Raw genomic sequence first — 22,027 nt, 5'->3', positions numbered from 1 at the left:
GCCCCCCGACTAAAACCATCGCGCTGGTGCGCCCCCCCCCCCCGGCTCCCCCGTGACCTGAACACGGTGACGCCGCTGCAGTTTTCCGGGACATTTCCAGGTATCGGCCCGGTCGTGCGATGGCCGGAAGCCATCGCTCGGCGTACGAACCGCACGGCCGGCCTCACCCGCGCCCCATCGCGCGCGTGAGCGCGATCTCGATGACCACCCGTGACGGATTCGGCCGCGGTGTCCGCCCGTAGCGCTCCGCGTACCGCCGCTCCGCCTCCGCGACGTGCTCCCGTTCGGTGCGGACCACGGCCCGCCCTTCCAGTGTGGCCCACCGCCGGCCGTCCACCTGGCACACCGCGACGGCCGCGCCCCGGGCCCCCGCCGCCCGCACATGACGCGCCTTCGCGCTCGTCCCGTTGGTGATCACCCGGGCGAGCCGCGCCCCGGGGTCGTACGTCACCCCGACGGGTACCAGATGCGGGGTGCCGTCCGGACGGAGGGTGGTCAGCGTGCACAGGTGCTTCTCGCGCCAGAAACCGAGATACGACGCGTCCGGATCGCCCGGATCTACCGAGTACGTGGTGGTCATGGACCGGAACTTAGTCCCCGCCGCACTCCCGCCCGCCACCTTGAGTGGAATAGACTCAAGTTTGTGTACGTTGACCGAGTCAGCCACGAAGGCCGCTCAAGGGTCACCGCAAGGAGGAGAACGGAAACGTGGACGCCGAGCTGACCAACAGGAGCCGGGAAGCGATCCAGACCGCGGGCAACCGGGCCGTGACCGAGGGGCACCCCGACCTCACCCCGGCCCACCTGCTGCTCTCCCTGCTCGCCGGGCAGGAGAACGAGAACATCACGGACCTGCTCGCCGCGGTCGACGCCGACCAGGCCGCCGTACGCTCCGGGGCCGAGCGCATCCTCGCCGGCCTGCCGAGCGTCACCGGTTCCACCGTGGCGCCGCCCCAGCCCAACCGCGAGCTGCTCGCCGTCATCGCGGACGCCCAGTCCCGAGCCCGTGACCTCGGCGACGAGTACCTCTCCACCGAACACCTCGTCATCGGCATCGCCGCCAAGGGCGGAGCCGCCGGCGAGGTCCTCGCCCGGCAGGGCGCCACCGCGAAGAAGCTCCAGGACGCCTTCCAGAAGGCCCGCGGAGCCCGCCGGGTGACCACCGCCGACCCCGAGGGCCAGTACAAGGCCCTGGAGAAGTTCGGCACCGACCTCACCGCCGCCGCCCGCGAGGGCAGGCTCGACCCCGTCATCGGACGCGACCAGGAGATCCGGCGCGTGGTGCAGGTCCTCTCCCGCCGCACCAAGAACAACCCGGTGCTGATCGGCGAGCCCGGCGTCGGCAAGACCGCCGTCGTCGAGGGCCTCGCCCAGCGCATCGTCAAGGGCGACGTCCCCGAGTCGCTGAAGAACAAGCGGCTGGTCGCCCTCGACCTCGGCGCCATGGTCGCCGGCGCCAAGTACCGCGGCGAGTTCGAGGAACGCCTCAAGACCGTCCTCGCCGAGATCAAGGACTCCGACGGCCGGATCATCACCTTCATCGACGAGCTCCACACCGTCGTCGGCGCCGGCGCGGGCGGCGACTCCGCCATGGACGCCGGCAACATGCTCAAGCCCATGCTCGCCCGCGGCGAACTCCGCATGGTCGGCGCCACCACCCTCGACGAGTACCGCGAACGCATCGAGAAGGACCCGGCCCTCGAACGCCGCTTCCAGCAGGTCCTCGTCGCCGAGCCGACCGTCGAGGACTCCATCGCCATCCTCCGCGGCCTCAAGGGCCGCTACGAGGCCCACCACAAGGTCCAGATCGCCGACAGCGCCCTCGTCGCCGCCGCCACCCTCTCCGACCGCTACATCACCTCCCGCTTCCTCCCCGACAAGGCCATCGACCTCGTCGACGAGGCCGCCTCCCGCCTCCGCATGGAGATCGACTCCTCGCCCGTCGAGATCGACGAACTCCAGCGCGCCGTCGACCGGCTGAGGATGGAGGAAATGGCGATCGGCAAGGAGACCGACGCCGCCTCCCGCGAACGCCTGGACAAACTGCGCCGCGACCTCGCCGACAAGGAGGAGGAACTGCGCGGCCTCAACGCCCGCTGGGAGAAGGAGAAGCAGTCCCTCAACCGGGTCGGCGAACTGAAGGAGAAGCTCGACGAACTGCGCGGCCAGGCCGAACGCGCCCAGCGCGACGGCGACTTCGACACCGCCTCCAAACTCCTCTACGGCGAGATCCCCGGCCTGGAACGCGACCTGGAGGCCGCCTCCGAGGCCGAGGAGGAGGTCGCCGGGAACACCATGGTCAAGGAGGAGGTCGGCGCCGACGACATCGCCGACGTCGTCGCCTCCTGGACCGGCATCCCGGCCGGCCGCCTCATGGAGGGCGAGACCCAGAAGCTGCTCCGCATGGAGGACGAACTCGGCAAGCGCCTCATCGGCCAGACCGAGGCCGTACGCGCCGTCTCCGACGCCGTACGACGCTCCCGGGCCGGCATCGCCGACCCCGACCGCCCCACCGGCTCCTTCCTCTTCCTCGGCCCGACGGGCGTCGGCAAGACCGAGCTGGCGAAGGCCCTCGCCGACTTCCTCTTCGACGACGAGCGGGCGATGGTCCGCATCGACATGTCGGAGTACAGCGAGAAGCACTCCGTCGCCCGCCTCGTCGGCGCGCCCCCCGGCTACGTCGGCTACGAGGAGGGCGGCCAGCTCACCGAGGCCGTCCGCCGCCGCCCCTACAGCGTCGTCCTCCTCGACGAGGTCGAGAAGGCCCACCCCGAGGTCTTCGACATCCTGCTCCAGGTACTCGACGACGGCCGCCTCACCGACGGCCAGGGCCGCACGGTGGACTTCCGCAACACGATCCTCGTCCTGACGTCCAACCTGGGCAGCCAGTACCTGGTCGACCCGCTCACCACCGAGGCGGAGAAGAAGGAGCAGGTCCTGGAGGTGGTCCGGGCCTCCTTCAAGCCCGAGTTCCTCAACCGCCTGGACGACCTGGTCGTCTTCTCGGCGCTCACCAAGCCCGAACTGGCACGCATCGCGAAGCTCCAGCTGGAGTCCCTCTCCCGCCGCCTCGCCGAACGCCGCCTCGCCCTGGACGTCACCCCCGACGCCCTGGCCTGGCTGGCCGAGGAGGGCATGGACCCCGCCTACGGCGCCCGCCCCCTGCGCCGCCTCGTCCAGACCGCCATCGGCGACCGCCTCGCCCGGGAGATCCTGTCCGGCGAGATCAAGGACGGCGACACGGTCCGCGTGGACCGCTTCGAGGACGGCCTGCTGGTGGGCCCGGCCACCGGTAAGTCGCTCTGAGTGACGGTTCCGTTTTCGGGCCCGATGTTCCCCCGGGAACGTTGGGCCCGACCCCTGTCGGGTACTCCGGCATTGACCGGATCGAGTCAGCCCACGGCTGACAGGCCCGTCGGGGCTTGCCACCCCCCTCCCCGCATGGGGGAGGATGGCGGAATCCGTACGAAGGGAAATTCACGGTGACCATCGACCCGTCCTCGATTCCGAATTTCGGGGGCCAGCCCGAGCCGCAGCCGCAAGGACCGGCGGGCCCCGTCGTCCCGGATCAGGACCTCGTGAAGCAGCTCCTCGACCAGATGGAGCTCAAGTACGTCGTCGACGACGAGGGTGACCTCGCGGCGCCGTGGGAGCAGTTCCGCACCTACTTCATGTTCCGTGGGGAGGACGACCAGCAGATCTTCTCCGTCCGGACGTTCTACGACCGGCCGCACCAGATCGACGAGAAGCCGCAGCTGCTCGAGTCCGTCGACGACTGGAACCGGCGCACCCTGTGGCCCAAGGTCTACACCCACACCCACGACGACGGCACGGTCCGCCTCATCGGTGAGGCCCAGATGCTGATCGGCATGGGCGTCAGCCTGGAGCACTTCGTCTCGTCGACGGTCAGCTGGGTGCGGGCCGCGATCGAGTTCGACAAGTGGCTCGTCGAGCAGCTCGGCCTGGAGCAGGAGATCAACGAGACGGACGACAAGCCCGAGGACGACGAGTAGTCCGTCCCCGAGCACGGCGTTTCGGCGGTACGGGGACGTACGCGCCGTTCGCGGGGAGAGCCCGTCCCGGACACCGGATCGCACCGCGACCGGTCCCCGGGGCCGGGCTCTTCGTGCGTGGCGGCTCCGCGCCCTTTTCCGTCCGGGGCCTTGATCGGAGCGAACCTCCCGGCAGAGCGACACGCCGTCTGCGCGTCGCGCTGCCGGGAGATTCGCTCCCATCGACGTTCTGCGACGATTCGCCGACGGGTTCGCGTGCGTGTTTCTACAGGTGGGTGGGTGCCTTCGTGGCCACCTCCGCCCACACCGTCTTGCCCACGGGCCGACGGGGCGCCGATCCCCAGCGCACGGCCAGGGCTTCCACCAGGAGCAGCCCCCGACCGGACTCGCCTCCGGGACACGACGGGGGAGCGGATGCGGGTGGTCGCTTCGCGGCCGCGGCATCCGCGACCTCGACCCGCACCAGGCCCGCCGGCTCGTCGAGGGTGAGCCGGAGGCCGAAGCCGTGGCCGGGGACCCGGCCGTGCCGCACGGCGTTCGCCGCGAGTTCCCCGACGACGAGGGCGACCGTGCACGACACGTCCGACGCCGGCGGGTGGCCCCACTCCTCCATCCACCGCACGGCGTGACGCCGGGCGAGCCGCGCGCCCCGCGGTGAGGAGACGAACTGTTCGCGCGCCTCCGCGGCCACGGGGGCGGGGCCTGGTCGCGGCTCGTCTTCGTGGGTGGTCGTTCCTGTCAGCACGGCTTTCCGTCCTTGCGTATCGGGCACCAAGATCTCGCGGTGTATATAGGTCGTCACATTCCGTGCCCAAGAATCGTCTGATCGCTCTACGCTCAACAGGTGGCGCGGCATTACCTTTCAGGGCATAAGGAACGGAAGTGACGCTATGGCCAACGCAATTGACTCCAGCGCGTCGATGGCGGCACTGTTCGGCGCGCGGGTGCGCAGGCTCCGTACGGCGGCCGGACTGACCCAGGCCGAGCTCGGCGCCAGGACGCACGTGGTGAGCACCCGGATCACACAGATCGAGCGGGCGTCGGGGGCGAAGCCGACGCTGGAACTGGCACGTGCGCTGGACGCCGCCCTCGGGGCGGACGATCTGCTCGTCGAGCTGTGGCCGTACGTGTACCGGGAGGCGTTTCCGGACTGGTCGCGGAAGTTCATCGCCTGTGCGGAGCGCGCGGTGTCCGTCCGGGAGTACGCGGCGCATGTGGTCCCTGGCTTGTTGCAGACCGAGGCATACGCGCGGGCTGTGCTGAAAGTCGGTCGAACGCTCGGCAGTGAGGAGCAGTTGGAAGAGCGGGTCGGTGTCCGGATGGGACGGCAGAAGCGCCTCGGCAGGCCCGGTCGGCCCGAGCTGTGGGTGGTTCTCGACGAGGCGGTGCTCAGGCGCCCTGTCGGCGGTAAGCCGGTGATGCATGAGCAGTTGGCGCGGCTGCTCGGGACCGCGTCGGAACCTCACATCACCGTGCAGGTACTGCCGTTCGACCAGGGCGAGCACGAAGTCATGGGGGGCTCGCTCACGGTCCTCGGCATGCCAGATGGTTCGGAGGTCGCTTACACGGAAGGCGCGCACTTCGGGCAACTCGTCGAGGATCCGGACGAGGTCAGGAGTTTCGCGCTGACCTACGATCGGCTGCGGGCGGCAGCTCTGCCCCCACTCATGTCGCTCGACATGATCCGATCCGTGATGGAGGGCTACAACCGTGCAGCGAAAGTCCCATCCCGATCTGAACGCCGCCGTGTGGCGCAGGAGCAGTCACAGCAACCAGGAAGGTGGCAACTGCGTGGAGGTCGCCGACGGGTTCCGGGCCGTCGTCCCCGTCCGTGACAGCAAGGCCCCGCACGGTCCGGCGCTGCGCTTCGAGGCCGCCTCCTGGGCCGCCTTCATAGGCGAGTTGAAGGCCGGTCGTCACCGCGTCTGAGTCAACGGGGCACCGGCCGGGAGCCCTTGTGCGGGTCCGCCGGTGCCCCGTCCGCGAGGGTCCGGTGGGCCACTGACCTCCTGAAAGAACCGGGAGAAAGAACTACCCGCCCACCCACCCTCCCCGTCGGAAGGCCCGCGTCACCTGTCCGAGTGACCAGCTTGCAGGTGCGGGACGCGGGCGGTTACGTTCGCCGCGACAACCACAAACGAATACGGCCCCCGCCCAGGATTGCCGTCCCGGAACGAGGGCCTGACCGACCAGGAAGAAAGCCCCTTCCCGATGGCTGACTCGCAGTCTAACGCGCGCCTGCGCGCCGACGCCGGAGCTCCGACCTCCGGCGTGATCCACGTACGCACCCGCCTCACCGCCGACTTCACCGTGATCTCCAACGCCCTCGCCCAACGGCGCGGCAGCGCGGTCACCATCGGCGTCGCGGCCTACATCGCCTCGCTCCCCGACGGCGCTCCCGTGAGCATCGCCGCCCTGTGCGCGCACTTCACCGAGGGCGAGATCCTGATCTCCCGGGCCCTGCGGGAGCTGGAAGCCGCCGGTTACCTGGAACGCCGCCGCGAACGCCTGCCCACCGGCCGGATCCGCACCCGGACCTGCTTCTACGACGTACCGGACGGCGAAGACCCGGACCCGGACGGGCCACCTGAACCACCTGCCCCGCGAGGCCCCCGGAAGCGGCCCGCCACCGCACCGGCCGCGGCCGTGCCGGAGATGCCACAGCCCGCCGACACGGAGCCGGAGTCGCCGCTGTCGCTCGCCGACGCCGACCCCCGGGCCGTCGCCGTACTCACCGCACTGCACCGGGTCGATTCCCGGCTGCTCCTGTCCGTACAGGAGGCCGCACGGCTGGCACCGGCCGTCTCCCGGTGGCTCGCGGCGGGTCTGGGAACGGTGCAGATCGTCAAGCTGCTGACCGAAGGCCTCCCCGATCACTTCCTGACCCGTCCGGCGGGCATCCTCGCCTACCGCCTGCGCGGGACACCACTGCCCGTCCCGCCACTCTCGCCGGCGCACCGTGACGAACGCCCCGTCGTCCTCCCCTTCCAGACCTGCGACGGCTGCGACAAGGTATTCCGCGCACCGGAACCCGGACAGTGCCGAAGCTGCCGGTCGGGGAGCCGTCTCCCTGCCGCCGGCTGAGCCGACGGGCGGGTGTGCGATCGGCTCCCGGGCGGGAAACTCGATGTGCGACGATGCGAAATCGGGCAGCGGATTCGACAGGCGCAGGAGGTGGGGCATGACCGACCGGTTCAGGGACGGACTTCTGACTCCCACGGAAACAGCTTCCTACCTGGAGATTCCTCAGACGACGCTCACCTCGTGGCTGAAGGGCAGGGCCGCCGGGGCGCCGCTGGTCCACCAGGTGGAACCACTGCGCAAGGGCCAGCCCTCGGTGCCGTTCATCGCGGTGGCCGAGGCGCACGTTCTCCGCTCCCTCCGCACCCTGGGGCTGCGGATGAGCGAGATCAGGGAAGCGGCCACCGCCGTCAGGGACGCCTTCGACACCCCCTACGGCCTTGTCTCGAAGCGGATCGCGACGGACGGCGTGGACATCTTCGTCGAGCACGGGCTGGGAGACCTCCGCAGGGCCCGGGACGGTCAGGCGCCCATCCACGAGGTGGTCTCCGACTACCTCCGCTACCTGAACTGGGAGCCCGACGACGACTTCCCCTCCAGTCTGCGGCTCAGGCAGTACCCGGAGTCCGTCCCTGTGGTGATCGACCCGAGGTTCGGGCACGGGCGGCCCGTCGTGGCCGCCAACCGTGTCGCGGTCAAGGCCATCACCGACCTCTGGGAGGCCGGGGAGAGCGTCGAGGACATCGCGTACGACTTCGACATGACACCCGAGCAGGTGGACGCGCTGTGCAGGGCAGTGGTGCGCCTTGCCGCCTGAGTTCTTCCTCGACCGCAACCTCGGACGTCGCGTCGCGGAAGGGCTGAGGGCGTGCGGCTGGACTGTTCACCGCATGGGGGACGTCTTTCCCGACGACGCACAGGACATCGCCGACGAGGAGTGGATCACTCACGGCCTCGACCAGTCATGGGTGCCGATTTCCAAGGACGGCCGGATCAAGAGCCGGGATCTGGAGATCCAACCGGTGCTGGAACGGGAAGCGGTGCTCTTCTACCTCGACAACCAACAACTACCCAGCGCTGAGATGGTCGGGCGATTCGACGCACACCGCGAGGCCATCCACCGTGCGGTGGCCAGGGGCGGTCCCGCGGCCTACGCGGTACGACGGGACCGCATCGAGCGCACCTGGCCGTGAGAACGGAGACGGTTCTTGCTCAGCGGGCTCCAGCGGCCTTGAGGCGTCGGGCAGCCTCCTCCAGTACGGACTTCTTCTTGCAGAACGCGAAGCGGACGAAGGGGGCGCCCATGTCGCGGTGGTCGTAGAAGACGGCCGTGGGGATGGCGACGACGCCCGCGCGTTCCGGGAGGGCGCGGCAGAAGGCGATGCCGTCGCTCTCGCCCAGGGGGCGGATGTCGGCGGTGATGAAGTAGGTGCCGGACGGGCGGTGGACCGTCAGGCCCGCTTCCTCCAGCCCGGCCGCCAGAAGGTTCCGCTTGGTGAGCATGTCGGCGCGGAAGTCGGTGAAGTAGGAGTCGGGGAGGGCGAGGGCCTCGGCGACCGCGTACTGGAAGGGGCCCGCGGAGACGTAGGTGAGGTACTGCTTGGCCGAGCGGACCGCCGTGACCAGTTCCGGGGATGCCGTGATCCAGCCGACCTTCCAGCCGGTGAAGGAGAAGGTCTTGCCCGCGCTGGAGATGGTCACCGTGCGGTCGCGCATGCCGGGGAGGGTGGCCAGGGGGATGTGTTCGGCGTCGTCGAAGACCAGGTGTTCGTAGACCTCGTCGGTCACGACGAGCAGGTCGCGTTCCACCGCCAGCTCGGCGATCGCGGTCAGTTCCCCGCGGGTGAGGACCGTGCCGGTCGGGTTGTGCGGGGTGTTGATCAGGAGCAGGCGGGTGCGGTCGGTGACGGCGTCGCGCAGTTCGTCGAGGTCGAGGCGGAAGCGGCCCTCGCGGGGGCGGAGCGTGACGGGGACGCGGGTGCCGCCCGCCATGGCGATGCAGGCCGCGTAGGAGTCGTAGTACGGCTCGAGGGCGATCACCTCGTCGCCGGGTTCCACCAGGGCGAGCAGTGCGGCGGCGATCGCCTCGGTGGCGCCGGCGGTGACCAGGACCTCGGTGTCGGGGTCGACGGTGAGGCCGTAGCGGCGTCGCTGGTGCGCGGCGACGGCGGTGCGCAGTTCGGGGACGCCGGGGCCCGGCGGGTACTGGTTGCCGCGGCCGTCCCGCAGGGCCCGTACGGCGGCCTCCCTGACCTCCTCGGGGCCGTCGGTGTCGGGGAAGCCCTGGCCGAGGTTGATGGATCCGGTCCGCAGGGCCAGGGCGGACATCTCGGCGAAGATCGTCGTCCCGAACTCGGCGAGCCGGCGGTTCAGGAGGGGGCGCGCGCTGGAGGTCATGGCGGTCATCCTGCGCCGAAGCTCTGGAGTTCCTCAACTCTGCTTTGGGCCGCGCGGGCGGAGGGCATCTCCCGGTCACACACGTGAGCGAGGCGCCCACGGGGGGCCGCTTCGGGGGATCACGGGGGAACGAGAGGAGGGTGACGCCATGGTCATCGGCATCATCCTGGTTGTGCTCTGCGCGGTGCTGGTCGCGGTCGTGAGCGCGGCGCGCCGGCCCGCGCGGCGGGTGGGCGCCGGCCGTCGCGGCAGGGGTCGTGACAGCTGGTGGGCGGGCGGCGGAGGCAGCGGCGGGTCCTGCTCGTCGTCGAGTTCCGGCGGGGGATCGTCCTGCGGTGGCGGCTCGTCCTGCGGAGGCGGGTCGTCCTGCGGGGGCGGGGGCGGCGGCGGATGCGGTGGGGGAGGCGGCTGACACGGGGCAGCTCGCCTCCACTGCGGGGGACGACGCATCCGCGACAGCGGGGTCCGCACCTGGGCGGGCCCCGCTGTGTCGTTCCGGGACGTGGTGCACCGGCGTACGCCGTCACCTCGGGGCGTGCGCGGTGGTTGAACAGTTGAGCTGAGGAGCCCCCCAGGGGATGGAAAGCCCACGAAGTTGGGTAAAAACGCTGTGGTGGCACCACAGTTCATGATTGCCTATAAATCACCGACGCAGCCCTCGGGCTCCCCGCGGACCCTTCTTCCGGCCGGGTGACCGGGCTGACGGGCCGAGTTCCCCGGTGCGGCCGGGGTGCGCGGACCCCTTGTCTCCCTTTCCTTGTGTGCTTGCGGAGCCGATCCATGCTCACGACCCTGAACACCGCCTACTCCGATACGCGCGCGGCCGACCTCGCCTGGGACCTGGGGCGCGAGCCGCTTCCCGCGCTGGCCACACTCGATCTCGAACTGGCGGGGATAAACCTTCAGTTGAGGCTGCTCGGTGCGTCCCACCAGGTGCTGCTGGAGGAGGAACGGGGTCTCTGTTCGGAGACGGTGGCGTGCATCCCGGGCAGCAGTACGCCGCTTCCGCTGGGCGTGGCCAAGCGGGTGGACGACTGGGAGTACGAGTTCGCCGCCCGGGTGGAGATGCTCTCCCCGGGGTCCTTCGCGGGCCGTGCGCAGGAGCTGCTGGCCCTGGTCTCCGACCATCCGCAGGGTCTCGCCGGGGTCTTCCCCGGCAGTCCGCACGCGTTCACGGCGATGCTCGCCCAGCATCATGAGGGCCAGGTGCACTGGCGGACCTGGCACGCCTACCCGCAGGAGGGGCAGTTGGTGGCGACGCGGACGAGGGTGGGGGTGCGGGTGAGGTCGGCGGTGTGAGGCCGGTTGAGGGCTGGAGGCTGAGGGCCGGGGCCGGGGGAGTCATTGCTCGTACCGATATCGGGCAGGTGTAAACAAAGACCACACGTGTGGGTGACGTAATGCGGTGGAGGCGTAACGTAACGTCACTTGGGTGATCGAACCGCAGGCCCCCGCGCCGCCCGGCTCCGCGCAGTCCTGGGACGGGCCGGGTGGTCCCGTCGGTGAGGCGGGGAGTGCGCTGCGGCTGCCGGTGCGGCAGGGGACCGGGCGGTTCCTGGTCCTCGCGGGTGTGTTCGTCTGTGCGGCCTGCGGACTCGTGTACGAGCTGGAACTGGTCGCGCTGGCCACGTACTTGATGGGCGACTCGGTCACCCAGGCGTCGGTCGTGCTGTCCGTGATGGTCTTCGCGATGGGCATCGGGTCCCTGGCCGCGAAACGGCTGCGGCGGTACGCGGCGGCCGGTTTCGGCACCGTCGAGGCGGTCCTCGCCCTCGTCGGCGGGTGCAGCGCGATGGCGCTGTACGCCGTGTTCGCCTGGACGGGTGACTGGGGCGGCGTGTGGGCGAGCGGCCCGCGCGTGCTGCTGGTCGCCTTCTCCCTCGCCACCGGGCTGCTGATCGGGGCCGAGGTGCCGCTGCTGATGGAGCTGATCCAGCGGATCCGCCGGCAGGACGCGGGGGGCGCGGTGGCCGACCTGTCCGCCGCGGACTACGTCGGCGCGCTCGTCGGCGGGCTCGCCTTTCCCTTCCTCCTCCTGCCGCTGCTCGGCCAGTTGACCGGCGCGCTGATCACCGGCGCGGTCAACGCGGTCGTCGGCGGGGCGCTGGTGCTCGGGCTGTTCCGGCAGGACCTCACGCGGCGCGCCCGCCGGCTGCTGACGGCCGCCAACGTGTGCGTGCTCGTGGTCCTCGCCTCGGCCGCCGTCCTCGTCGACGACTTCGAGCGGGCCGCCCGGCACGCCATGTACGGCTCCGACGTACGCGTGACCCTGCAGACCGACGTCCAGGAGGTGCTGCTCACCGGCGGGCGGGACGGGCGGCCCCTGAACCTGTTCCTCGACGGACGGCTGCGGGTCAGCGGCCGGGACGAACTCCGGTACCACGAGGCGCTGGTGCACCCCGCGATGCACGGGCCGCACACCCGCGTGCTCGTCCTCGGCGGCGGTGACGGGCTGGCCGTCCGCGAGGTGCTGCGCCACACCGGCGTCCACCGGGTCGACGTCGTCGAGATCGACGCGGGCGTGGTGCGGCTGGCCCGCCGTGATCCGGCGCTGTCCGCGCTGAACGCGCACGCCCTCGCCGACCCGCGCGTGCGCGTGATGACCGGGGACGCCTTCGACTGGCTGCGCGGGGCGCCTCCGGCGGGGTACGACGTCGTCGTCTCGGATCTGCCGCATCCCGGGATCGCCGCGAGCACCAAGCTGTACGCGCAGGAGTTCTACGGGCTGACCCGGCGGGTGCTGGCGCCCGGCGGGCGGCTCGTGGTGCACGGGGGCGCCGTGTCCTCCCGCCCCCGCGACTTCTGGACGGTGGACTCGACGCTCCGCGCGGCGGGGCTGCGTACCGCCGCGTACCGGGTGAGCGGCCGGCGGACCGGTTTCGCCGCCGGCCCCGACCGGGGTGCCACGGCCACCGCCCACGCCCACCGCGACTGGGGGTTCGTCCTGGCCGCCCGCAGCCTGCCCGAGCCACGCCTCGACCCCGCCGGACCGCGTCCGCGCACGCTCACCGACGCCTCCCTCGCGGCGGACGTCCGGGCGGCCGAGCGCACCCGGGTCACCGGTCTGCCGCCGTCCACACTGGTGCACCCCCGGTACACCGACTGAGCCCCCTACCGTGTTCCGCGCCGACGCGCCGCGACTTCCCGCCGACGGGGGTGCGGCCCGGCGTTGCGTGGGTAGGCTCCGCACTCATGGAGCACGAGGTGTTCGTTCCCATCGAGGCGGAGCGGCTCAGGGAGGTGCTGGACGACCCCGCGCGGGTCGCCCGGGCGGTGCCCGGGCTCCAGCACGACGCGGGTGCGGATCCCGTCGCCGGCCGGCTGAAGGTCCGCGTGGGCAGCCACTCCGTCACCTATCGGGGTGCCGTACGGGTGTCCGCGCGGGACGACGGTTCCTACGCCGTCGAGGGTGACGCGGCGGAGGCCCGCGGCAGCGGCTCGGTGAGGCTCGCGCTGCAGCTGCGCCTGCGGGACACGGAGGGCGGCACCACCCTCACGGTCGAGGGCACGGCGACGGCCGACGGCCGGGTCACGGAACTCCCGCCGGACGCGGTGGCCTCGGCGGTGTCCCGCCTGCTGAACCGCTTCGCGGAGAACCTGGGCGCCGACGCGGCGGAGCGGGCCTCAGGTCCGGAGTCGCCCGAGCTGTTGTCGGCGGGGGACTTCGAACCGCGGGCCACCACCGACTTCGACACCACGCCGGACGCGGATGACGCGCCGCCGCCGCCGGCTCCGGACGCGGATGACGCTCCGCTGTCGGCTCCGGACGCGGATGACGTCCCGCCGCCCGCTCCGGACGTGGAGGACGTCCCGCCGCCCGTCTTCGATGCGGAGGTTCCGCCGTCCTCCCTCGGAGAGGAGGACTCCGTGGCCGAAGCGGCGCACGCCCGGCGGACGATGATCGGGCGTAGCGCGGAGGAAGTGGACCATGCTCCGCCGCGTGGCCGCTACGCGCCCGTTCCCGCCCCGCAGACCGTCGCGTCCACCACGCCTCTGCGCTGGGCCGCGCCGGCGGCGGCGCTGGTGGTCGCCTCGGCGGTCGTCGCGATCAGGGCGCTCCGTAGGCACCGCTGACCCCTGCCGCTTTGTGGGCCGGGGGGTGGTCGCGCTGCCCGGCGCTTGCGGGGTGCTGTCGCGCCCACCCGTGCCGCCCTGCGGCACGACTGCCCGCGGCTGGGCGGCAGTGGTTGCCCGCGGCCCTGCGGCACGACTGCCCGCGGTTGGGCGGTAGTGGTTGCCCGCGGCCCTGCGGCACGACTGCCCGCGGTTGGGCGGTAGCGGTTGCCCGCGGCCCTGCGGCACGACTGCCCGCGGTTGGGCGGTAGTGGTTGCCCGCGGCCCTGCGGCACGACTGCCCGAGGCTGGGCGGTAGCGGCTGCCTGCGGCTGGGCGGCACGACTGCCTGCGGCTGGGCGGTAGTGGTTGCCTGCGGTTGGGCGGTAGCGGTTGCCCGTGGGGACGGCGGGGAGTCGGTGTGGCGACGCCCTCTCGATCACCCCAGTAGGGTCGTCGCGTGAGTAACGGAGACATCACGCTGACCGCGGGTGACGCGGAGGCGACCGTGCTGCCGGGGAACGGCGGGCGGGTCGGAGGGCTGCGGGTCGGGGGCGTCGAGCTGCTGCGGCAGGGGGAGCGGTTCGGGTGCTTCCCGATGGTGCCCTGGTGCGGACGGATCCGTGACGGGCTGTTCCGGGACGGCGCGACCGTGCGGCAGATGCCGCTCAACGCCCCGCCGAACGCCATCCACGGCACCGCCCGCGACGCCGCCTGGCGCACCGCGCGCAAGGGCACCGACGAGGCCGTGCTCACGTACGACCTCGTCGAGCCGTGGCCGTACCCCGGGCGCGTCACCCAGCGGATCGCGCTGACCGGGGACTCGCTGACGCTGACGATGGGCGTGGAGACGTACGAGTCGTCCTTCCCGGCGCAGATCGGCTGGCACCCGTGGTTCAACCGCGACCTCGGCGGCGAGGACGTGGCGATCGGCTTCGCGCCCGCCTGGCAGGAGGAGCGGGGGGACGACCACCTGCCGACGGGCCGTCGGATCGAGCCGAAGCCCGGACCGTGGGACGACTGCTTCGGGATGCCCGGCGGCGTCGACGTCACCCTCACCTGGCCGGGGCAGCTGGAGCTGAAGGTGACCAGCCGCGAGGAGTGGGTCGTGGTCTACGACGAGCAGCGCGAGGCCGTGTGCGTGGAACCGCAGACCGGGCCGCCGAACGGGCTGAACACCCACCCGCGCCTGGTCACCCCGCTGGAGCCGCTGGAGGCCTCGACGACCTGGACCTGGACCCGCCTCTAAGCTGGCCGTCATGAGCGAAGTACGCGGCGCGCTGCTGCAGCAGATCAAGGACAAGGCCGTGGTGCACGGCAAGGTGACCCTCTCCTCCGGTCTGGAGGCCGACTACTACGTCGACCTGCGCCGCATCACCCTCGACGGCGAGGCCGCCCCGCTGGTCGGGCAGGTGCTGCTGGACCTGACCGACGGGCTGGAGTTCGACGCGGTCGGCGGGCTCACCATGGGCGCCGACCCGGTGGCGGCGAGCATGCTGCACGCCGCCGCCGCGCGCGGCCGGAAGCTGGACGCCTTCGTCGTGCGCAAGGCCGCCAAGGCGCACGGGCTGCAGCGGCGCGTCGAGGGCCCGGACATCGCGGGCCGCCGCGTCCTGGTCGTCGAGGACACCTCCACCACCGGCGGCTCCCCGCTCACCGCCGTCGAGGCCGTGCGCGAGGCCGGCGCCGAGGTCGTGGCCGTCGCGACGATCGTCGACCGGGCGACCGGCGCCGCCGAGAAGATCCGGGAGGGCGCCGGGGTGCCGTACCTGTTCGCCTACGCCAAGGACGAGCTCGGCCTCGACTGAGACCGCAGGGCGCCCCGACACCTCCCCGGCACCCCCGACATCCTCCGCATAACGACTTGACCTGCGCCGCCGACCGGACGGGCAAGTCTGGGAAGATGGCCCCGACAATGACGTCGCATCCAAGGTTCCAGGTCAGGGCCGACCGTACGCAGTACGCCACACCGCACGTCTAAGGAGCGGACAGATGCCCATCGCAACTCCCGAGGTCTACAACGAGATGCTGGACCGGGCGAAGGCGGAGAAGTTCGCCTACCCGGCCATCAACGTCACCTCGTCCCAGACCCTGCACGCGGCACTGCGCGGCTTCGCCGAGGCGGAGAGCGACGGCATCGTCCAGATCTCGACGGGCGGCGCCGAGTTCCTGGGCGGCCAGCACAAGAAGGAGATGGTGACCGGCGCGGTCGCGCTCGCCGAGTTCGCGCACATCGTCGCCGAGAAGTACGACGTCAACATCGCCCTGCACACGGACCACTGCCCGAAGGACAAGCTCGACGGGTACGTCCGTCCGCTGCTCGCGGTGTCCGAGGAGCGCGTCAAGGCCGGCCGCAACCCGCTGTTCCAGTCCCACATGTGGGACGGCTCCGCGGAGACCCTCGCCGACAACCTGTCCATCGCCCAGGAGCTCCTCGAGCGCACCCGCGCCGCGAAGATCATCCTGGAGGTCGAGATCACCCCGACCGGCGGTGAGGAGGACGGCGTCACCCACGAGATCAACGACTCCCTCTACACCACGGTCGACGACGCGGTCCGCACCGCGGAGGCCCTCGGCCTCGGCGACAAGGGCCGCTACCTGCTCGCCGCGTCCTTCGGCAACGTGCACGGCGTGTACAAGCCGGGCAACGTCGTCCTCCGTCCCGAGCTGCTGAAGGAGCTCAACGAGGGCGTCGCCGCCAAGTACGGCAAGCCGGCCGGCTCCCAGCCGTTCGACTTCGTCTTCCACGGCGGCTCCGGCTCCTCCCCGGAGGAGATCCTCACCGCGCTGGAGAACGGCGTCGTGAAGATGAACATCGACACCGACACCCAGTACGCGTTCACGCGTCCGGTCGCCGACCACATGTTCCGCAACTACGACGGCGTCCTGAAGGTCGACGGCGAGGTCGGCGACAAGAAGACCTACGACCCGCGCACCTGGGGCAAGCTGGCCGAGGCGTCCATGTCGGCCCGCGTCCTGGAGGCCTGTCAGAACCTGCGCTCGACGGGCACCCGGATCAAGTAACCCGCCCGCACCACGGAAGCCCGGTACCGCTCGCGGTGCCGGGTTCTTCCGTATGCTCGCCGCATGCCCGACGTCCGGCTGTCCTCACCGCAGGGCAAGTGGATCCTCCTCACCACGGTGCTCGGCTCCAGCATGGCCCTGCTCGACTCCACCGTGGTCAACGTCGCCCTCCCGCGCATCGGCCGCGACCTCGACGCCGACCTCGCCGCGCTGCAGTGGACCGTCAACGCCTACATGGTCACGCTGGCCGGGCTGATCCTGCTCGGCGGTGCGCTGGGCGACCGGTTCGGGCGGCGCAAGGTGTTCGTCATCGGGGTGCTGTGGTTCGCCGTGGCGTCCCTGCTGTGCGGGCTCGCCCCGAACGCCGGCGTCCTCATCGCCGCCCGCGCCCTCCAGGGCGTCGGCGGGGCGCTGCTCACCCCCGGCTCGCTCGCCCTCATCCAGGCGTCCTTCCACCCCGACGACCGGGGCCGCGCGGTGGGGCTGTGGTCCGGCTTCGGCGGCATCGGCGCGGCGGTCGGCCCGTTCGTCGGCGGCTGGCTGGTGGACGGCCCCGGCTGGCGCTGGGTGTTCCTCCTCAACGTGCCGCTCGCCCTGCTGTGCGCCCCCGTCGCGGTACGCCACGTGCCGGAGTCGGTGGGCGGCAAGGCGGAGGGCCGGTTCGACGTCCTCGGCGCCGCCCTCGGCGCGATCGCCCTCGCGCTGGTGACGTACGCGCTGATCGAGGCCGACGAGGGTTCCCCGCTCGTCGCGGTCACCGCGGTCGCCGGGCTGGCCGCCGCGGTCGCCTTCGTCCTCGTCGAGAAGCGCCGCCCGCACCCGATGATGCCGCTCGACATCTTCGCGTCCCGCCAGTTCTCGGCGGTCAACGTGGTCACGTTGTGCGTGTACGCGGCCTTCGGCGGCTTCTTCTTCCTCGCCGCGCTCCAGCTCCAGGTCGTCGTCGGCTGGTCCGCGCTCGCCGCCGGCACGGCGCTGCTGCCCACGACCGCCCTGATGCTGCTGCTCTCCGCCCGCTCCGGCGAACTCGGCGACCGGATCGGCCCGCGCGTCCCGCTCACCGTCGGCCCGCTGCTGTGCGCCGCCGGGATGCTGCTGATGCTGCGGGTCGGCCCGGACGCCTCCTACGCCGCCGAGGTGCTGCCCGCGCTGCTGGTGCTCGGCCTCGGCATGGTCACCCTGGTCGCACCGCTCACCGCGACCGTCCTCGCCTCCGTGGACACCGCGCGGGCGGGCCTGGCCAGCGGCATCAACAACGCCGCCGCCCGCGCGGCCGGCCTGGTCGCGGTGGCCGCGCTGCCGCTGCTCGCCGGGATGGGCCCGGAGGCGTACCGCCTCCCCGACGCCTTCGACGAGGCGTTCCGGCGGGCGATGGTCCTGTGCGCGGGCGTCCTGGTGGTCGGCTCGGCGATCGCCTGGGCGACCGTACGCCGCCCGGCACCGGACTGCCGGCACCCCGAGTGCCACACCCACGGCAGCGTGGCGGTGCCGCCGCTGGAAGCGGGGGAGGGGGACGGGAGCCGGCCTCGCTGATGTACGAGACTGGACCCATGTCCATTCACGAGAACCTCCTCGGGGGCCCGCCCCCGACCCACCTCCCCGACGACCCGGGCCCGCGCGAGCTGCTCGCGTCGGGCACCACGCCCGCCGACGTCGCGGCCCAGTACCCCACCTCGTCGCTGGCCTGGGCCCGGCTGGCCGACGAGGCCTTCGAGCGGGGCAGCGTCGTGGAGTCGTACGCGTACGCCCGTACGGGCTACCACCGCGGACTGGACGCGCTGCGCCGCAACGGTTGGAAGGGCCACGGCCCCGTGCCGTGGGAGCACGATCCCAACCGCGGCTTCCTGCGCGCCCTGCACGCCCTCGCCCGCGCCGCGCAGGCGATCGGCGAGCAGGAGGAGTACGAGCGCTGCGCGCAGTTCCTGAAGGACTCCTCGCCGACGGCGGCCCAGGTCCTGGGCTGACCGGCCGACCTGTGATGTCTCCGGGGCCCGCCCGTGAGCGGGCGGGCCTTGCGGTGGTGGGGGACGATTGCGCAGGATGCACCGTGGGGACCGGGGCCCCCGTGCCGGTAACGGCAGGGGCGGACCGCTACCCGGAGTACATGTACAGGAGACAGCGATGTCCCACGAGGCTCACGAGCAGCCCGAGACCCCGCATCTCGACTTCGAGGGAACGACCCCTTACGAGGACTACGTCAAGGCCGACGTCCTCACCCACCTCCAGCACACCCTCTCCGACGATCCCGGCGAGATGGTCTTCCTGGTCACCACCCAGGTCATGGAGCTGTGGTTCACCGTCATCGTCCACGAGTGGGAGACCGCGGCGAAGGCGCTGCGCGAGGACGACGTCCCGACCGCGGTCGACGCGCTGAAGCGGTCCCGGCGGGAGCTGGAGGCGCTGAACGCCTCCTGGAAGCCGCTGATCGGACTCACCCCGGCACAGTTCAACTCCTACCGGGGCGCCCTCGGCGAGGGCTCCGGTTTCCAGTCGGCGATGTACCGGCGCATGGAGTTCCTGCTCGGCGACAAGTCCGCGTCCATGCTGGTCCCGCACCGGGGCGCGCCGCGGGTGCACGCCGAGCTGGAGAAGGCGCTGCACGAGCCGAGCCTGTACGACGAGGCGCTGCGGCTGCTCGCCCGGCGCGGGCACGCGATCCCGGACGACGTCCTGCGGCGCGACGTGTCGCGGAAGTACGAGCCCTCGGCGGAGGTGGAGGCCGTCTGGACGGCCGTCTACGCGGGCGACGAACGGGACGAGGTCGCCCGTCTCGGCGAGGTGCTCACCGATGTCGCCGAACTGGTGTGGCGCTGGCGCAACGACCACCTGGTCGCCACCCGGCGCGCGATGGGCGCGAAGACCGGCACCGGCGGTTCCGCCGGGGTGGCCTGGCTGGAGAAGCGGGCGCAGAAGAGCGTGTTCCCCGAGCTGTGGACGGCGCGGTCCCATGTCTGAGCCGGGGGTGCGGGCGGAGAAGCTCGACGGGGCCGACGCACTGGCCGCCAAGCGGGGCGAGTTCGTCCTCGACGACGTCGTCTACCTCGACGGCAACTCGCTGGGCGCGCTGCCGGCCGCCGTCCCCGGCCGGGTCGAGGACGTGGTGCGCCGGCAGTGGGGCGAGCTGCGGATCCGGTCCTGGACCGAGGGCGGCTGGTGGACGGCGCCGGAACGGATCGGCGACCGGATCGCGCCGCTGGTCGGCGCGGCGGCCGGACAGGTCGTGGTCGGCGACTCGACCAGTGTCAACGTGTTCAAGGCGCTGGTGGGCGCGGTGCGGCTGGCACGGCTGACGGACGGCGGGGGGCCCGGGCGGGACGAGATCGTGGTCGACGCGACCACGTTCCCCACGGACGGCTACATCGCCGGGTCGGCGGCCCGGATGACCGGCTGCACGCTGCGCCCGGTGACACCGTCCGAGGTGCCGGCCGCGCTCGGTGACCGTACGGCCGCCGTACTGCTCAACCACGTCGACTACCGCACCGGCCGGCTGCACGACCTGCCGTCGCTGACGGCCGCCGTGCACGCGGCGGGGGCGTACGTCGTCTGGGACCTGTGCCACAGCGCGGGCGCGCTGCCGGTGGGCCTGGACGAACACGGCGTGGACCTGGCGGTCGGCTGCACCTACAAGTACCTGAACGGCGGTCCCGGTTCACCGGCGTTCCTGTACGTGCGCGGGGACCTGCAGGACCGCTTCGACTCGCCGCTGCCGGGGTGGAACTCGCACGCCGAGCCCTTCGGGATGAGCCCCGCGTACGAGCCGGCGGCGGGCGCGGTGCGCGGGCGGGTCGGCACCCCGGACATCCTCTCCATGCTCGCCCTGGAGGCGGCCCTCGAGGTCTGGGACGGGGTGACGGTCGACGCGGTGCGGGCCAAGTCCCTCGCGCTGACCGACTTCTTCCTGGAGTGCGTCGAGGAGTACGTCCCCGAGGGCAGGGTCGAGTGCGTGACGCCGCGTGCGCACGGTGAGCGGGGCAGCCAGATCGCCCTGCGCTGTCCGGACGCCGGGGACGTGATGGAGCGGCTGATCGAGCGGGGCGTGGTCGGCGACTTCCGCCACCCGGACGTGCTCCGCTTCGGCTTCACCCCGCTGTACGTCGGATTCGCGGACGTGGAGCGGGCGGCGCGGGTGCTGGCGGAGGTACTGGCGTAGGCGGGGGCCGGGGGGTGACGTCGTACGGTGTCACCCCCCGGACCCGCTGACCGAGCGTGACATCCCCATGTCGGCGCACGTGGGCGTGCTGATACCGTCCCGGCCAAACGGCCGCGTTCCCGCATGGTCCGTCACTTACTTTGCACCGCTGAGAGGTTGAGGCATGACGGACGACGTCGCAGCCGCCCGGGCCGCCGCCGAGGAGGAGTCGGCCTTCTCCCACCCGTCCGTGGACCCCGACGCCACGGTGGCTTACGGCGACGACCCGGACCAGTTGGTCGACTTCTACGTGCCGCGTGGGGAGGGCGGGCCCGCGCCGGTGGTGGTCGTGCTGCACGGCGGCGCCTGGCGCGCGCCGTACAACCGGCGTCACATCAGCCCTTTCGCGGCGTTCCTGACCGGGCGGGGCTTCGCCGTGGCCAGTGTCGAATACCGGCGCGGGACGGGGGAGCCGGGCGGTGGTGATCCGGTCGCGGGGCGGTGGCCCGACACCTTCGACGACGTCGCCGCCGCGATGGACGCGCTGCCGGGGCTGGTGCGGGAGCGGGTGCCGCAGGCCGACCCGCGGCGGATCGTGCTCACCGGTCACTCGGCCGGTGGTCACCTGGCGTTGTGGGCCGCCGCACGGCACGTCCTGCCGGCGGGCTCTCCCTGGCGCACGGACGGGCCCGCACCGCTGCGCGGTGTCGTCGCCCTCGCCCCGATCGCGGACTTCGAGGTCGCCGACAAGCTGGACGTGTGCGGGGGCGCGGCGCGGCAACTGCTGGGCGGGGACGATCACTTCGCCGAGCGCCGGCCGCATGCCGATCCCGGACTGCTGCTGCCCACCGGGATCGCCACGGCCCTGGTGCAGGGGCGTACCGACACCGTGGTTCCGCAGGCGGTCGCCGAGGCGTACGCGGAGGCGGCGGCGAAGGCCGGTGAGGTGGTGGGGCTGACGTTGCTGGAGGACGTCGGGCACTTCCCGCTGATCGATCCGGCGGCGGACGCGTGTGCGGTGGTGGCGGAGGAGATCGCCCAGCTCGCCTGGTGAGCCCTCCCGTGGCTCCGCCCGGTCATACCCGTAGTACCTGAGAGCTACCGCTCAGGTGAGTCCCCCGGCGGGACGCGGGTTACCCGGACGGCTCCGTAACTTCCCTTTCCAGTAAGCCCGATGGCCGGGCGGACGGGGAGGTACGACCACCATGGTGCGCGAGCGTGAGGGGTACCCCGCGTTGGAGGGGGCCGGGGGTGGGTCGCGCGGCCCGGCGCCGGCGGGGTGCCTCCCCCACTCTCGGCTTCGCTCGAGCGGGGGGACCCCCATCGCCCACCCGTGCCGCCCCAGCGGCACGACTGCCCGCGGGAGCGGTGGTGCGGTTGCCCGGGGGAG

The 22,027-nt window shown here is 72.1% G+C and carries 21 protein-coding genes; 18 read left to right on the top strand and 3 right to left on the bottom strand.

Annotation, left to right across the window (positions count from 1 at the left end; translation table 11 throughout):
- Nucleotides 1–163 precede the first annotated feature (163 nt).
- Nucleotides 164–580 carry a pyridoxamine 5'-phosphate oxidase family protein gene (locus ACFXAE_RS00900; RefSeq protein ID WP_384706269.1) on the bottom strand — a complete coding sequence of 139 codons (417 nt, stop codon included), beginning with the start codon at nt 578–580 and terminating at the stop codon, nt 164–166.
- A gap of 128 nt (nt 581–708) precedes the next feature.
- On the opposite strand from ACFXAE_RS00900, the gene clpB reads away from it, so the two are divergent.
- Together clpB and ACFXAE_RS00890 are read left to right on the top strand one after the other, a co-directional pair.
- A complete protein-coding gene (gene clpB, locus ACFXAE_RS00895; RefSeq protein WP_384706267.1) occupies nt 709–3,306 on the top strand; it encodes an ATP-dependent chaperone ClpB in 2,598 nt (865 codons plus the stop codon).
- A 176-nt stretch (nt 3,307–3,482) separates the two neighbouring features.
- A complete protein-coding gene (locus ACFXAE_RS00890; protein WP_384706265.1) occupies nt 3,483–4,013 on the top strand; it encodes a YbjN domain-containing protein in 531 nt (176 codons plus the stop codon).
- 265 nt (nt 4,014–4,278) lie between these two features.
- On the opposite strand, the gene ACFXAE_RS00885 is transcribed toward ACFXAE_RS00890, so the two are convergent.
- The gene (locus tag ACFXAE_RS00885; protein WP_384706263.1) at nt 4,279–4,758 is read right to left on the bottom strand and encodes an ATP-binding protein; all 480 of its coding nucleotides are present in this window, start codon (nt 4,756–4,758) and stop codon (nt 4,279–4,281) included.
- Nucleotides 4,759–4,933: 175 nt separating this feature from the next.
- On the opposite strand from ACFXAE_RS00885, the gene ACFXAE_RS00880 reads away from it, so the two are divergent.
- The 5 genes from ACFXAE_RS00880 to ACFXAE_RS00860 all read left to right on the top strand — a co-directional run bounded on the left by ACFXAE_RS00880 (nt 4,934) and on the right by ACFXAE_RS00860 (nt 8,227).
- Nucleotides 4,934–5,848, top strand: coding sequence for a Scr1 family TA system antitoxin-like transcriptional regulator (locus ACFXAE_RS00880; RefSeq protein ID WP_384706444.1), 915 nt, complete (start codon nt 4,934–4,936; stop codon nt 5,846–5,848).
- Nucleotides 5,760–5,942, top strand: coding sequence for a DUF397 domain-containing protein (locus tag ACFXAE_RS00875; protein WP_384706261.1), 183 nt, complete (start codon nt 5,760–5,762; stop codon nt 5,940–5,942). The genes ACFXAE_RS00880 and ACFXAE_RS00875 overlap by 89 nt, the downstream gene beginning before the upstream one ends.
- 282 nt (nt 5,943–6,224) lie before the next feature.
- Nucleotides 6,225–7,097: a hypothetical protein gene (locus ACFXAE_RS00870; protein WP_384706259.1), complete on the top strand. Its 873-nt coding sequence runs from the start codon at nt 6,225–6,227 to the stop codon at nt 7,095–7,097.
- 97 nt (nt 7,098–7,194) lie between these two features.
- Nucleotides 7,195–7,851: a DUF433 domain-containing protein gene (locus ACFXAE_RS00865; protein WP_384706257.1), complete on the top strand. Its 657-nt coding sequence runs from the start codon at nt 7,195–7,197 to the stop codon at nt 7,849–7,851.
- On the top strand, nt 7,841–8,227 hold the full coding sequence (locus ACFXAE_RS00860; protein ID WP_384706255.1) for a toxin-antitoxin system, toxin component, PIN family protein: 387 nt from the start codon (nt 7,841–7,843) through the stop codon (nt 8,225–8,227). Before ACFXAE_RS00865 ends, ACFXAE_RS00860 begins: the two co-directional genes overlap by 11 nt.
- A 19-nt stretch (nt 8,228–8,246) precedes the next feature.
- On the opposite strand, the gene ACFXAE_RS00855 is transcribed toward ACFXAE_RS00860, so the two are convergent.
- Nucleotides 8,247–9,440, bottom strand: coding sequence for a pyridoxal phosphate-dependent aminotransferase (locus tag ACFXAE_RS00855; protein ID WP_384706253.1), 1,194 nt, complete (start codon nt 9,438–9,440; stop codon nt 8,247–8,249).
- 771 nt (nt 9,441–10,211) lie between these two features.
- Here ACFXAE_RS00855 and ACFXAE_RS00850 point away from each other — a divergent pair.
- The 11 genes from ACFXAE_RS00850 (at nt 10,212) to ACFXAE_RS00800 (ending at nt 21,691) form a co-directional block, all read left to right on the top strand.
- Nucleotides 10,212–10,730, top strand: coding sequence for a DUF2617 family protein (locus ACFXAE_RS00850; RefSeq protein WP_384706251.1), 519 nt, complete (start codon nt 10,212–10,214; stop codon nt 10,728–10,730).
- Between the two features lie 133 nt (nt 10,731–10,863).
- The gene (locus ACFXAE_RS00845; protein ID WP_384706249.1) at nt 10,864–12,537 is read left to right on the top strand and encodes a polyamine aminopropyltransferase; all 1,674 of its coding nucleotides are present in this window, start codon (nt 10,864–10,866) and stop codon (nt 12,535–12,537) included.
- An 86-nt stretch (nt 12,538–12,623) separates the two neighbouring features.
- A complete protein-coding gene (locus tag ACFXAE_RS00840; RefSeq protein WP_384706247.1) occupies nt 12,624–13,505 on the top strand; it encodes an SRPBCC domain-containing protein in 882 nt (293 codons plus the stop codon).
- A gap of 439 nt (nt 13,506–13,944) precedes the next feature.
- The gene (locus ACFXAE_RS00835) at nt 13,945–14,733 is read left to right on the top strand and encodes an aldose 1-epimerase (protein ID WP_384706245.1); all 789 of its coding nucleotides are present in this window, start codon (nt 13,945–13,947) and stop codon (nt 14,731–14,733) included.
- 10 nt (nt 14,734–14,743) lie between these two features.
- Nucleotides 14,744–15,292, top strand: coding sequence for an orotate phosphoribosyltransferase (gene pyrE, locus ACFXAE_RS00830; RefSeq protein ID WP_384706243.1), 549 nt, complete (start codon nt 14,744–14,746; stop codon nt 15,290–15,292).
- Nucleotides 15,293–15,476: 184 nt separating this feature from the next.
- Complete coding sequence (gene fbaA, locus ACFXAE_RS00825) at nt 15,477–16,508, top strand: class II fructose-bisphosphate aldolase (RefSeq protein WP_384706241.1); 1,032 nt, start codon at nt 15,477–15,479, stop codon at nt 16,506–16,508.
- A gap of 63 nt (nt 16,509–16,571) precedes the next feature.
- Complete coding sequence (locus tag ACFXAE_RS00820) at nt 16,572–18,041, top strand: MFS transporter (protein WP_384706239.1); 1,470 nt, start codon at nt 16,572–16,574, stop codon at nt 18,039–18,041.
- A 17-nt stretch (nt 18,042–18,058) separates the two neighbouring features.
- Nucleotides 18,059–18,472, top strand: a complete 414-nt coding sequence (locus ACFXAE_RS00815; RefSeq protein ID WP_384706237.1) for a DUF3151 domain-containing protein — start codon at nt 18,059–18,061, stop codon at nt 18,470–18,472.
- Between the two features lie 157 nt (nt 18,473–18,629).
- Nucleotides 18,630–19,463: a tryptophan 2,3-dioxygenase family protein gene (locus ACFXAE_RS00810; protein WP_384706235.1), complete on the top strand. Its 834-nt coding sequence runs from the start codon at nt 18,630–18,632 to the stop codon at nt 19,461–19,463.
- Complete coding sequence (gene kynU, locus ACFXAE_RS00805; RefSeq protein WP_384706233.1) at nt 19,456–20,658, top strand: kynureninase; 1,203 nt, start codon at nt 19,456–19,458, stop codon at nt 20,656–20,658. The genes ACFXAE_RS00810 and kynU overlap by 8 nt, the downstream gene beginning before the upstream one ends.
- Nucleotides 20,659–20,821: 163 nt before the next feature.
- A complete protein-coding gene (locus tag ACFXAE_RS00800) occupies nt 20,822–21,691 on the top strand; it encodes an alpha/beta hydrolase (protein WP_384706231.1) in 870 nt (289 codons plus the stop codon).
- Nucleotides 21,692–22,027 lie beyond the last annotated feature (336 nt).

The organism is Streptomyces sp. NPDC059454, assembly GCF_042749965.1.
Lineage (GTDB): Bacteria > Actinomycetota > Actinomycetes > Streptomycetales > Streptomycetaceae > Streptomyces.
Note: the sequence above shows the minus strand (reverse complement) of the source record. Positions and strands in the feature narration are given on the sequence as shown.

Excerpts from the sequence above, each read along its gene's own strand:
- ACFXAE_RS00865 (WP_384706257.1), top strand. The coding sequence starts at position 7,195 with ATGACCGACCGGTTCAGGGACGGACTTCTGACTCCCACGGAAACAGCT.
- kynU (WP_384706233.1), top strand. The coding sequence starts at position 19,456 with ATGTCTGAGCCGGGGGTGCGGGCGGAGAAGCTCGACGGGGCCGACGCA.
- ACFXAE_RS00815 (WP_384706237.1), top strand. The coding sequence starts at position 18,059 with ATGTCCATTCACGAGAACCTCCTCGGGGGCCCGCCCCCGACCCACCTC.
- ACFXAE_RS00880 (WP_384706444.1), top strand. The coding sequence starts at position 4,934 with ATGGCGGCACTGTTCGGCGCGCGGGTGCGCAGGCTCCGTACGGCGGCC.
- ACFXAE_RS00855 (WP_384706253.1), bottom strand. The coding sequence starts at position 9,440 with ATGACCGCCATGACCTCCAGCGCGCGCCCCCTCCTGAACCGCCGGCTC.
- ACFXAE_RS00840 (WP_384706247.1), top strand. The coding sequence starts at position 12,624 with ATGGAGCACGAGGTGTTCGTTCCCATCGAGGCGGAGCGGCTCAGGGAG.
- ACFXAE_RS00820 (WP_384706239.1), top strand. The coding sequence starts at position 16,572 with ATGCCCGACGTCCGGCTGTCCTCACCGCAGGGCAAGTGGATCCTCCTC.
- ACFXAE_RS00850 (WP_384706251.1), top strand. The coding sequence starts at position 10,212 with ATGCTCACGACCCTGAACACCGCCTACTCCGATACGCGCGCGGCCGAC.
- ACFXAE_RS00800 (WP_384706231.1), top strand. The coding sequence starts at position 20,822 with ATGACGGACGACGTCGCAGCCGCCCGGGCCGCCGCCGAGGAGGAGTCG.
- ACFXAE_RS00900 (WP_384706269.1), bottom strand. The coding sequence starts at position 580 with ATGACCACCACGTACTCGGTAGATCCGGGCGATCCGGACGCGTCGTAT.
- fbaA (WP_384706241.1), top strand. The coding sequence starts at position 15,477 with ATGCCCATCGCAACTCCCGAGGTCTACAACGAGATGCTGGACCGGGCG.
- ACFXAE_RS00810 (WP_384706235.1), top strand. The coding sequence starts at position 18,630 with ATGTCCCACGAGGCTCACGAGCAGCCCGAGACCCCGCATCTCGACTTC.
- pyrE (WP_384706243.1), top strand. The coding sequence starts at position 14,744 with ATGAGCGAAGTACGCGGCGCGCTGCTGCAGCAGATCAAGGACAAGGCC.
- ACFXAE_RS00870 (WP_384706259.1), top strand. The coding sequence starts at position 6,225 with ATGGCTGACTCGCAGTCTAACGCGCGCCTGCGCGCCGACGCCGGAGCT.